The sequence below is a fragment of the Apibacter sp. ESL0404 genome, assembly GCF_019469245.1.
Classification (GTDB): domain Bacteria; phylum Bacteroidota; class Bacteroidia; order Flavobacteriales; family Weeksellaceae; genus Apibacter.
The window spans coordinates 1,575,350-1,587,241 of sequence record NZ_CP048267.1 but is presented as its reverse complement, the minus strand read 5'-3'; the positions used below and the strand labels follow the sequence as shown (position 1 = coordinate 1,587,241).

The window sequence follows — 11,892 nt, the reverse complement described above, 5'->3', positions numbered from 1 at the left end:
AATCTTAATTGTAAATGCAATTTTATCGATGTAATGATTCTAATTGATTTTTGAAAATAGATAACATGTAACATAATTATATTTTTTCAATATTAGAATCTATCACTACTAATTTTTACTTTAAAAATACCATCTAAAAATAGGTGCAAGTAATATAAAATTTACCCAAAAAAAAGCATTAAACAAACTTGAATAGATGAAATAAAATAAAGGAAATGAATTTTACCGTTACGGTACTGTAAGAAAAATACAATGCTATGAGTATTAATTATTTATATCTGGATAAATTTGTTTATTAGAAAATAAAAAATCAAAGTTGAACTATTATATTGATAAAAAATTTCTAATTTCGCAAAAAAATCTTAGCATGAATTTGGTAATTGTTGAATCGCCCGCAAAGGCCAAAACAATAAAAAAATTTTTAGGAAATGACTTTGAAGTTGAATCTAGTTATGGTCATATAACTGATTTAGCAAAAAAAGATATGGGTATAGATATGAAAACTCTAGAGCCCATATATCAAGTCTCCTCAGATAAAAAAGAAGTCGTTAAAAAACTAAAATCATTAGCAAAAAAAGCAGATACTGTATGGTTGGCTTCCGATGAAGATCGTGAAGGAGAAGCCATTGCTTGGCATTTATTTAATGAATTACAACTTAAATCAGAAAACACTAAAAGAATTGTTTTTCATGAAATAACCAAAAATGCCATACAAAAAGCCATTCAAAACCCTAGAAATATAGATATTAATCTGGTTAATGCACAACAGGCCCGAAGAGTGTTGGACCGATTGGTAGGATTTGAAATGTCACCTATTCTTTGGTCTAAAATAAAAGCCGGATTATCTGCAGGAAGAGTACAATCTGTGGCTGTACGTTTGATCTGTGAAAGAGAAAAGGAAATTGAAAAATTTATTCCGGTTCCCACGTATAAAGTTGAAGCAGATTTTTACAATAAATCTCATAATTTATTAAAAAGTAAATTAAATACAGATTTTCAAGACTATTCCAAGGCATTAGATTTTATACAAAGAGCCCAAGGGAAAACATTCACTATATCCAATGTTGAGACTCGTCCAAGTAAAAGAAGTCCATCAGCCCCTTTCACTACATCTACTTTACAACAAGAAGCTGCCAAATTAGGATTTTCAGTTAGTAGAACAATGATGTTAGCTCAGCAACTCTACGAATCGGGGTACATTACCTACATGAGAACCGATAGCGTCAATTTATCAGAAGAAGCGTTGAATTCTGCAAAAGATGTAATTATTGGACAATATGGAAAAGAATATTTAAATACACGACAATATACCACAAAAAATAAGTCGGCTCAAGAAGCTCACGAAGCTATTCGTCCAACCAATTTATCCGTACAAGAAGCAGGGGCAGATGATTCACAAAAGAAACTATATCATTTAATTTGGAGAAGAACTTTGGCCTCACAAATGGCCGATGCTAAATTAGAAAGAACAATTGTCGATATATCAAATCCGGAATTAAAAGAGAAGTTCGTAACAAAAGGAGAAGTTATTGTTTTTGATGGTTTTTTAAAAGTATACCAAATTCAAAAAGAAGAAGATTCAGCCGATGAAGACAATAATGAAGGACTCTTACCTGTCGTAGAAAAAGGAGAAGAAGTACAATTATCTCAAATTATCGGCGAAGAAAAATTCAGTAGACCGGCAGCTAGATATAATGAAGCCTCTTTAGTAAGGAAATTAGAAGAATTAGGAATCGGGCGTCCTTCCACATATGCTCCTACTATTTCTACAATTCAAAAAAGACAATATGTGGAAATCAGAGATTTAGATCCCAAACAAAGGGAGGTTAAGAAGATTCTTTTAAAAGATGATACTATAAAAGAAAGTATTGAAATTGAAAATTATGGAGCGGATCGAAGAAAATTAATGCCGACAGATATAGGATTAGTCGTAAATGAATTTTTAACGGAACATTTTCCAACCATATTAGATTATGGCTTCACAGCAAAGGTTGAAGAAGACTTTGACAATATAGCCGGAGGAAATGAAAACTGGAAAGAAATGTTGACCGGTTTTTATGATGATTTTCACCCCCATGTAGAAGAAGTAAAAGAAACGGCAGAAAGAGCTACAGGAGAAAGATTATTAGGTCAAGATCCTCTAAGCGGTAAAAATATTTATGCTCGCATAGGCAGATTCGGTCCGATGATTCAGATGGGTGAAACCGAAGATGAAGAAAAGCCAAAATTCGCCGGTTTAATGAAAGGGCAACACATAAATTCAATAACTATAGAAGAAGCGCTTAAATTATTTGAATTGCCTAAGTATTTAGGAGATTATGAAGATAAAAAAGTTGAAGTAAATACGGGAAGATTTGGTCCTTATGTAAAACATAACAGCAAGTTTTTTTCTTTGAAACCTAAAGAAGGAGATGAAATTTCAACCATTACTTTAGAAAGAGCTATCGCATTAATAGAAGCGAAAAGGGAAGCAGACAGAAATAAATTTATTAAAGCATTTGAATCAGAAGATCCAATTATTGAAATTTTAAATGGAAGATGGGGGCCTTATATTAAACAAGGAAAAGAAAATTATAAAATCCCTAAAGACACGGAAGCCGATAAATTAACTCTTGAAGATGTCAAAAAATTAATCTCGGAATCAGGTAATAAAACCAAGCCTAAATCCAAAACCAAATCAAAAAAGAAATAAGTGGAAGCATTGCGAGATTTTTTGCATCCGGTAGATGAATCCTTAATATATGCACAACCGGATTCAATAGGAAGCAAGATACAATTTTACTGGGATAAAAAACTTGAAGAGAATAGTGTTGTAATTATTGGTTGTCCCGATTTAAGAGGTACCGGCCATAAAAAAGAGTTTTCCAATTTAAGGTTGATCCGTGAAGAATTCTATCAATTAGTATGGAATGATTGGAATTTAAAGTTGTATGATTTGGGAGATATAATTCCTGGAAATGAATGGGAGGATACAGATTTTGCACTTAAAAAAGTTTTGGAAGAATTATTGGAAATGAAGGTACAACCCATAATCTTAGGTGGAAATATGGGACTGAATTATACCGCCTATAAAGCACTTTCTATACTAAAAAAGCCTTTAAATTATACCGCAGTTGATACGAAAATTGAAATTGGAAATACAGAAGGAAAGCTAACGGATAAAAATTATCTTTCCAAGATGATAGTTGAAGATTTTAATTTACTTTTCAATTTTACCAATATAGGATATCAAAGTTACTACGTACCTCAATCAACATTAAAAAAATTTAACACCTTAGATTTTGAAGGCATACGTTTAGGGAATATAACAACGAATATAAAAGATTCAGAGCCTATATTCAGAAGCTCTGATTTTGTAGGGATCAATTTGGACTCTGTAGAGTCTTATGACGGGACTCTCTCAACCGGAAGTACGGTAAACGGATTCACCAATCGTGAAATTTGTGGTTTATCAAGGTATATAGGTTTGTCTAAACAGGTAAAAATAATAGGAATCTATAATTTTTTAGGATACTCATACAATAAAATGAATGAAAAATTAGTTTCACAAATTTTGTGGTATATAATAGAAGGTAAAAATCAGCAAGAATATTATGAAAATGATGAATACATAAAATATACAGTCTTACATGAAGATAAAGAATTGGTCTTTTTAAAAGATAAATATGTCGATAGGTGGTGGTTGGCTATCGATTTTGAGGACAATGAAAGTCCTGCTTTCTTAGTTCCTTGTTCATCAAATGATTACAAAGAAGCTTTAGAAGGAAATGTTCCCGAGCGATATTGGAAAACTTTCAAAAAGTTTTTATAAACAGTCACAGATAAAATTAGCGCTGATTTTAATAGAAGAATAAAAAAATTTTTAAATAAAATAAAAAAATAGTAGTTTTACAATTTTTAAAAGAAACTTTGGTTATAATGAGAAAAGTATTATTACTCTTATTGGCAACGTCAACAATTATTTCTTGTAATTCATCCAAAAAAGGAAGAGCAGGAAAACCGGGATCACAAGGAGAGATTGTAGTTACGCAAAAGAGTCAGCAATGGAATAACAAAAAACCGTATGGAATGGTTCCTATTCCAGGTGGAGCTTTTATTTTAGGGCAATCTGACATGGATTTCACCGGCACAAACACAAAAGCCCCTTTAACTACTGTTACCGTATCAGCATTTTATATGGATGATACAGAAGTAACTAATGCTGAATATAGAGTATTTGTAAACTATGTGAAAGATTCCATTGTTCGTTCCCTATTAGCAGAAAGAGGAGGTGAAGAAGGAGGTGAAGGAATAGGAAGATATTCTTATTTAAACAAAAAATCAGAAAAAGAACAGACTGCATATCAGCAAATGTTGGAAGAACAGGGAGGTAGAGAAGGATATGACGAATCTAAAAAGTTAGATTGGTCGGTTCCTTTAGAATGGAATACTTCCAGATACCCTGATGTTGCTTATGCAGAAGTATTAGAATCATTATATTACCCGCCTGAAGAAAGATTTAACAATGAAAGAGTCATAGATGCTAGAAAATTAATTTACCAATTTACATGGATTGATCAACTGGAGGCAGTTAAAAATAAGGGTAGAGGTAAAGATTTTCTTAGAAGAGAAGAAATAGCTATTTATCCGGATACGACAGTGTGGCTAAGAGATTTTAATTACTCTTTTAATGAGCCCTTATTTGAACAGTATTTTTGGCATAAAGCTTATTCTAAATATCCTGTGGTGGGTGTAACATGGGATCAAGCAAGGGCTTTTTGTGCTTATAGCACAAAATCCAAAAACGATTATAACCAAAGCAGAAAAAGAAAAATAGATAAAATATTTCCGTATAGATTACCTTCAGAAGTTGAATGGGAATATGCTGCACGAGGAGGTTTAGAAAATGCCCCTTATCCATGGGGTGGACCTTATCTAATAGATGATAGAGGTTGCTATTTAGCTAATTTTAAACCTAAAAGAGGGGATTATATGGAAAATCAAAATGGTTATTTATACACAGCTCCTGTAAAATCTTTTCATAAAAATGGATTTGGATTATATGATATGGCAGGGAATGTTTCTGAATGGACAGTTTCCGCATATAATAATAGTTCTTATATAATATCATCCACTTTAAATCCTTATTTAGGAAATAGAATTGAAGACCCTCGAAAAGTTATAAAAGGAGGATCATGGAAAGACATAGGTTACATGCTTATGGTGAGTGAAAGAGATTGGGAACATAAAGATTCAGCCAGAAGTTTTATTGGTTTTAGACGTGTTCAAACCATACCGGAAGGGTCTAAGGGTAAATATCCGGCTGTTAAAAAACATGCTCCGGTAAGATAATTAGTACTGATAATTAAATAATACATAGATAATAATTTAGAAAATTTAGAAAAATGGCAAATCAAACGAAATCAAAGGATAAAGTGTTAAATATGGTGTACTCTTTAGGTGCAGCAGTAGTTATCATTGGTGCTTTATTTAAAATTAATCACTGGGGATTAGGTCCTATAACCGGTAGTACCATATTAGCAATAGGTTTAATTGTTGAAGCTTTTATATTTGTGGTATTTGCGTTTGATCCACCTCCTGCTGAATATGAATGGGAAAAAGCATATCCGGAATTATTAGACAGTTCATCAGCACAGAGAAAATCAAAATCTCAAATACAGGACTCATCCATACAAGAAGCTGAAATATCTTTGTCAACTAAATTAGACCAAATGCTTTCTCAAGCTAAATTAGATGCAGGATTATTGGAAAGATTACGAGGTGGTATAGAAAACTTTGGACAAGCAGTTGAAGGAATTAACAAAACCGTAGAAGCTAGTTCTGTTACAGAAAAATATAAAAATCAATTAAGTATAGCTTCCTCTCATTTAGAAAATTTAAATGCTTTATACCAATTGCAATTAGACAATGGTAAAAAATATTCAGAAGCAAATCAAAAATTTGTGGATGACTTATCTAAAGCAGGAGAGTATTCACATACATTCCAAAAACAATTGGCTGAATTAACAGCAAATCTAAACAACTTAAATAAGGTATATGGTGGTATGCTTAATGCCATGAAAGCTTAATAATTTTAAATTCAAAAATTAAATAAGTAAAAATGGCAGCAGGAAAACAGACACCACGCCAGAAGATGATAAACCTAATGTATTTAGTGTTTATTGCTATGTTGGCAATGAATGTAGACAGAGAGGTTTTACGTTCTTTCGAAGGTATAAATGAATCTTTACAATTATCCACAAAATTAACGGATGAAAATAATAAAACCTTTTATGATCAAATCGATGCTAAAAAAGCCGATGGAAATGAAGGGTATGTAGAGATAGCAAAAAAATCAGATGAAGTTAAAAGACAAGCACAGACAGCTGTAGATGCGATTGAAGAAGTAAAAAATCGTTTAGCGACAGCTGCAGAATATACTCCTCCTTCAGCAGGTGAAGAAACAAATTACAACTCACTTCAAAATACAGATGTAGTTAATAAAGTGTTCTTTGCAAATGATAACACAGCTACAAAAGATGTGCAAGATATGATTGCAAAGGTTAAAACATTTACCCAATTTATTTTGCAAGGAGCGAATGAGAATGCAAAGAAAAGGATTGATCAATTATTTGATTTTACAGATAAACAAAATAAACCGTGGATTGTTAATCAATTTTATGATCAACCTATGATTTCAGCTCTAACTAACTTAACAAGATTACAATCAAATATTAGAACTGAAGAAGGGAATAGAGTTAGAGATTTATTAGCTAACAAACTGCAAGATGAAATCGAATTGAAAGCCTTTGTTCCAATCGTTTCTGCACCTAAATTTGTTAGAGCAGGAGAGAAATTTAATGTTACAATTGGTTTCGGTGCGTACGATAACACATTAAAAGGATCTATAACTCTGAACGGACGGAATATTCCTTTATCTGGAGGGAAAGCTATAGTTAATATGGTTGCTTCCGGAGTAGGAAAACAACGTTTATCAGGTAATATATCATACCAAACAGCAAATGGTGTTAAAACAGAGTCGTTCGACGAAACATACGAAGTTGTACAAGATGTTGTTAAGGATTTACCAACCGGAGGAACTGTAGTAGCAGATAAGATGAATGTTGTTTATAGAGGGGTAGATAACCCTATGAGCGGATCGGTTACCGGAGTTGATGCATCTACTATCAGTATGAGTACTTCAAACGGTAGTCTTTCAAGATCAGGAAAAGGTTGGATATATAAAGCTGGTTCAGGAACAACTACCAACTTTACCATTTCAGGAAAAACTTCCTCTGGAAAAACTGTTTCTACAACTGTTGCATTTAGAATTAAGAATGTACCTAAAGCGCAAGGTACCATACGAGGTGCGAATGTAGTAAGTATGCCGCCTAGCTCCGTATCTAATCAAACAGTATCAGCAGCTATACCGGATTTTGAATTCCCTGTTACCTTTAATGTTACCGGATTTAAATTGAAGAGACCGGGAGCTGCAGCAAGACCTTATTCCGGAAATTCGCTAAGACCGGCTGCAGATTATTTAAAAGGATTAAAATCAGGTGATCAAGTATTAATATTTGATATTTCTGCTACAGCATCCGGAATATCTCAACAAAGTATTTCACCTATTCTTATAAATGTTCAATAAAAAAGAAATTAATAATACTATTTTTAACATGAAATCTTTATTACTTAGCTTAACAGTCTTAATAAGTTCAGGAGCATTTGCACAAAATATCTTAAATGCTAAGTCACCTGTTGAATTAAGAGAAATGAGAGAAGAGAGGTATGATATTGTAAATGGAATAGATACAATTTCAACTGCTCCGACTGTCTTACCTTATGGGTATATTGAAGATAAAGATATTTTATGGTCTAAAGTAGTATGGGAGATTATAGATTTAAATGAAAAATTAAATCAACCTTATTACTATTCTTATGAGGATGTTTCAGCTACTTATATCTCCCTATACGATGCTCTTTTTAAGGGTATTGATTCAGGAAATATAACTGAAGTATATGATGATGATAACTTTACTTCAAGGATTTCACCCGAAAATCTTCAAAATAAAATCCAAGCAATAAGAGAATCCGAATGGCTTCAAGATAAAAGAGCTTCCGGAGAAGAAATTACTGCTCAAGATTTGATTGAAGGAGTGGATCATTTTAAAACGGATACACGTAGCGTGAAATTAATTAAGATTAAAGGAATGTGGTATATAGATAAACGATTAGGTCAAATGAAATATCGTTTGTTGGGAATTGCACCTATGGGACCGGATCCTCAAGTCATGGGGCTTTCAGAAGCTGCTATGCTTGGATATCAAGGAGATGAAGAGTTGATCGACTTATTTTGGATATTTTATCCGGGAGCCAGAGAAGTTTTATCCAGTTGTACAGTTTATAATCCCAAAAATGGATCTTCATCAATTACCTATGATGATGTGCTTAACGCAAGACGATTCAGTTCCATTATTTATAAATCGCAATCTGAATATGGCGATGGGTTGATAACAAATTATATACCCGGAGATGCTAAATCTCAGCTTGAAGAAAGTAATAGAATTAAAAATGAAATTCTACAGAAAGAAAACAATATGTGGAATTATTAATTAAATGAATTTTAATCAAATACAGTCCTGAATCATAAAAGATTGATTCAGGACTTTTTTTTTTAACTTTACAAAAAAATACTACTTCCGATAATATAAAAGTATGCTAGATTATCTTATTATAGGTCAAGGATTGGCAGGTTCCTGTTTGGCTCATAAATTATATAAAAAAAACAAATCATTTAAAATAATAGATATAGTTTCCAACTCGGCTTCATTTGTTTCATCGGGAATGTATAATCCCGTGGTATTAAAACGATTTACTCCCGTTTGGAATGCAGAAATTGAAATTGATAAATTACGTAAGGAATTTACAGAATTTGAAGATTTATTACAGGTAAAACTAGTTTATAATTCAAATTTATACAGAATTTTTGCAAATGAGGACGAAGTTAAAACTTGGAAAAAAAAGTCTGTAAAGAATGAAAATTTAAAACCATTTTTAGATCCTGAAATTTATGATTCGATTAATCCAAATATTATAGCAAAATTTGGAATGGGAAGAGTTTATAAGGCAGGGAAGATATTTGTTAGAGAACTTTTAAGGGAATTTAGAAAATTTTTAGTTAATGAAAATAGGATAATTGACGATATATTTGATTTTAATCAATTAAATAAAGAGATAAATAATTATGAATATAAAGGAATTAAAGCTAAAAAAGTTGTATTTTGTGATGGTTATGCTTTGAAGTATAACCCTTTTTTTAGCTATCTTCCTATGGAAGGCGTCAAAGGCGAAACCATGGTAATTCATGCCGATGGATTAGGCCTTACTGATATCGTAAAAGCTAAGGTTTTTATTATGCCTATGGAAAAGGACTATTATTATATAGGAGCTACTTATCATTATCGTGAAGTAAATGATGAAATATCTGAAGAAGGACAGAGTGAATTAATTAATAATTTGAATAAATTTTTAACTATTGATTATAAAATTATCAAAAAATTTGCAGGAATACGACCTACAGTTGTTGATCGTCGACCTTTATTAGGAGAGCATTCTGAACATAAAAATATGTTTATATTTAATGGTTTGGGCAGTAGGGGAGTTATGTTAGCCCCTATTATGGCAAAAGAGTTATTTGATTATATGGAAAATGGAAAAGAATTAATGTCAGAAGTAAATATTAATAGATTTAATTTATAAAATGGAAAATTCAAATATTATTGTAATAGGTATTATTATTATTACCAGTATACTTAGTTTTAAAGGGTTTAATGATCAGAATTTTTTTAACCGTTATAAGTTTAACATCGATGCTATTTTAAAAGGAAAACAATGGGAAAGGATGATTACTTCAGCATTTTTACACGGAGATATCGCTCATTTGTTTTTCAATATGTATACCTTTTATTTTTTTTCAGTCTTTTTACTAAATTATGGAAATCTGTTTTTTCTTATAACTTACTTTGGATCCATTATTAGCGGTAATTTATTGGCATTATGGATGCATAAAAATAATCCACAATATAGTGCAATAGGAGCTTCAGGCGGTGTATCCGGGATCTTATTTGCTACAATTATTATAAATTCAGAAATTTCAATAGGAATTTTTCCTTTACCATTTTCTATTCCGGGATGGATTTTTGGTGTTGTTTATTTAACCTATTCTTTATATGGGATGAAGACTCAATTGGGTAATATTGGACATGATGCTCATATAGGAGGAGCTCTTTTTGGTATTCTTTGTGGACTCTTATTTGTTAGTGAATATCCCTATTATCCTTTTACTAATTTTAGACCCATTTATTTATTATTAATGCTAATTCCTATCGCATATTTAATTTACTTAATTGTTAATAAACGCAAAGAATAAGCACTTTTAATCAACTATAATTTTTAAATGATTTTTATTTTAAGTAATAGTGATTGTATTATAATTAAAATTTAAGATATAACTTAATTGGTTAAAATAATCATAGAAACAATTACTTATTTACTTTAAAATCTTATATCCTATTTTACAGCTTAAACATTGTTTTTTTAAACATTTATTTTTATATAAATATAGAAATGCTTGAGAGTCTAAAGCAGAATTAATTTTAATACCTAATTGATTATAACTTTTTATAATCGAATTATTTTCAGCTTTAACTTCAGAAAGTATTTCAAAAATTTCTTCTTCCATAGGTTTTCCGATACTTAAAGAATAAGCATATTTTATGGGAAGAAATGCATTGAGTATTAGCAAATCTTTTTGTGAATTAGATAATTTTTTTTCAAAGGTTGATGATGTTTTTTTATCAAAAACATAATGATCATTCCAATAGCCGGATGCTTTGACATCATCTAATAGCCTATAATACTGATTTACAGATTTGATACCTATGATATAAGAAAATAAATTTTGATAAGTAGAGATAATGTTTGCAAGTTGGGATAATCTAATGGTAGGAAAATTTGAAGGCCTTAATCTCAAGTATTTTACGTCAGTAATTTTTTCCGGTAGGTTAAATTTTGATTGCAAGAATTTAAATTCTTTATATAAATCTTGAGGATACGTATCAACGCTATTTTCCAGTTTATGAGTTGTTCCAAATAATAAAGATTCGGTTTGAAATAGATTTTTAGAAATTTTTCTAATAATCCCATAATCTAAATATAAAAATATATATTCAAATGCATAAGCATTTATTTTGAGACCTAATGTGTACCCTAAAACAGTAGTTAGGGTGACTTCCCAATCATTCTTTTTTCTTTTCAAAATTTCATAGATACGTTCACATTTATTTTTTAATTTGTCCAAGTATAAATTTTCTGAGAAAGAAAAAATATCACAAATTAATGAGTTGTCAATTAAATTTTCGCAAGGGATAAATTTGAATGTTTGATGATCCAAAAATTCATAATTATTATAAATCTCATTGGAAATATAGGATTTCAATTCAAGAACAGGAAAAGATAAATTTCGGATTCTATCGTTATTATCATCAATTTCGTATACAACGTTAAGAATTATATTTTTGTAATAATTATTGAGATCATGTTTATGCTTAAACCAATCCGATGATTTTACATGAATTTCAACATTACCGTTCCATTCAATATCATCTATTTTTAGCTTAGCAAAAATAAAATCCGGTCCTTCATTCGTATTATAAGTTCCCGCTTGAATTATTTCAACTTTTTTGCCATCATTAGTATATAGATCTAAAGTGTTAAATTTTTTAAATTGCCAAATATAATGCAGTAACTTTTCTTTCATAATTTAGTCTTATTCAGGTAATTAATAAGATAAATTTAATGAAAATAAAAAAAAGTTTTAGTTAATTACTAAAACTTTTTCTACAATGAATTGAT

Annotated in this window: 9 protein-coding genes; 8 read left to right on the top strand and 1 reads right to left on the bottom strand. The window is 30.7% G+C overall.

Translation table 11 applies throughout. The features are described from left to right. Nucleotides 1–367: 367 nt before the first annotated feature. The 8 genes from topA (at nucleotide 368) to GYM72_RS06620 (ending at nucleotide 10,408) form a co-directional block, all read left to right on the top strand. Nucleotides 368–2,692 carry a type I DNA topoisomerase gene (gene topA / locus GYM72_RS06655; protein ID WP_220263866.1) on the top strand — a complete coding sequence of 775 codons (2,325 nt, stop codon included), beginning with the start codon at nucleotides 368–370 and terminating at the stop codon, nucleotides 2,690–2,692. After that, complete coding sequence (locus GYM72_RS06650; protein ID WP_220263865.1) at nucleotides 2,693–3,811, top strand: hypothetical protein; 1,119 nt, start codon at nucleotides 2,693–2,695, stop codon at nucleotides 3,809–3,811. A 107-nt stretch (nucleotides 3,812–3,918) separates the two neighbouring features. Then, the gene (gldK, locus tag GYM72_RS06645) at nucleotides 3,919–5,331 is read left to right on the top strand and encodes a gliding motility lipoprotein GldK (RefSeq protein ID WP_160557175.1); all 1,413 of its coding nucleotides are present in this window, start codon (nucleotides 3,919–3,921) and stop codon (nucleotides 5,329–5,331) included. A gap of 53 nt (nucleotides 5,332–5,384) precedes the next feature. Next, on the top strand, nucleotides 5,385–6,068 hold the full coding sequence (gene gldL / locus GYM72_RS06640) for a gliding motility protein GldL (protein ID WP_160557176.1): 684 nt from the start codon (nucleotides 5,385–5,387) through the stop codon (nucleotides 6,066–6,068). 32 nt (nucleotides 6,069–6,100) lie between these two features. After that, the gene (gene gldM, locus GYM72_RS06635) at nucleotides 6,101–7,627 is read left to right on the top strand and encodes a gliding motility protein GldM (RefSeq protein ID WP_220263864.1); all 1,527 of its coding nucleotides are present in this window, start codon (nucleotides 6,101–6,103) and stop codon (nucleotides 7,625–7,627) included. Nucleotides 7,628–7,655: 28 nt separating this feature from the next. Then, a complete protein-coding gene (gene gldN, locus GYM72_RS06630) occupies nucleotides 7,656–8,591 on the top strand; it encodes a gliding motility protein GldN (RefSeq protein ID WP_220263863.1) in 936 nt (311 codons plus the stop codon). Nucleotides 8,592–8,694: 103 nt separating this feature from the next. Next, nucleotides 8,695–9,738: an FAD-binding oxidoreductase gene (locus GYM72_RS06625; RefSeq protein ID WP_220263862.1), complete on the top strand. Its 1,044-nt coding sequence runs from the start codon at nucleotides 8,695–8,697 to the stop codon at nucleotides 9,736–9,738. A 1-nt stretch (nucleotide 9,739) separates the two neighbouring features. Next, nucleotides 9,740–10,408: a rhomboid family intramembrane serine protease gene (locus GYM72_RS06620; protein ID WP_220263861.1), complete on the top strand. Its 669-nt coding sequence runs from the start codon at nucleotides 9,740–9,742 to the stop codon at nucleotides 10,406–10,408. Nucleotides 10,409–10,528: 120 nt separating this feature from the next. Here GYM72_RS06620 and GYM72_RS06615 read toward each other — a convergent pair whose 3' ends face one another. Then, nucleotides 10,529–11,797 (bottom strand): DUF2851 family protein, encoded by a 1,269-nt coding sequence (locus GYM72_RS06615; RefSeq protein ID WP_220263860.1) that lies wholly within the window; start codon nucleotides 11,795–11,797, stop codon nucleotides 10,529–10,531. Nucleotides 11,798–11,892: the final 95 nt, after the last annotated feature.

Coding starts and splice junctions, on each gene's coding strand:
- topA (WP_220263866.1), top strand. CDS start 368: ATGAATTTGGTAATTGTTGAATCGCCCGCAAAGGCCAAAACAATAAAA.
- gldK (WP_160557175.1), top strand. CDS start 3,919: ATGAGAAAAGTATTATTACTCTTATTGGCAACGTCAACAATTATTTCT.
- gldL (WP_160557176.1), top strand. CDS start 5,385: ATGGCAAATCAAACGAAATCAAAGGATAAAGTGTTAAATATGGTGTAC.
- gldM (WP_220263864.1), top strand. CDS start 6,101: ATGGCAGCAGGAAAACAGACACCACGCCAGAAGATGATAAACCTAATG.
- gldN (WP_220263863.1), top strand. CDS start 7,656: ATGAAATCTTTATTACTTAGCTTAACAGTCTTAATAAGTTCAGGAGCA.
- GYM72_RS06625 (WP_220263862.1), top strand. CDS start 8,695: ATGCTAGATTATCTTATTATAGGTCAAGGATTGGCAGGTTCCTGTTTG.
- GYM72_RS06620 (WP_220263861.1), top strand. CDS start 9,740: ATGGAAAATTCAAATATTATTGTAATAGGTATTATTATTATTACCAGT.
- GYM72_RS06615 (WP_220263860.1), bottom strand. CDS start 11,797: ATGAAAGAAAAGTTACTGCATTATATTTGGCAATTTAAAAAATTTAAC.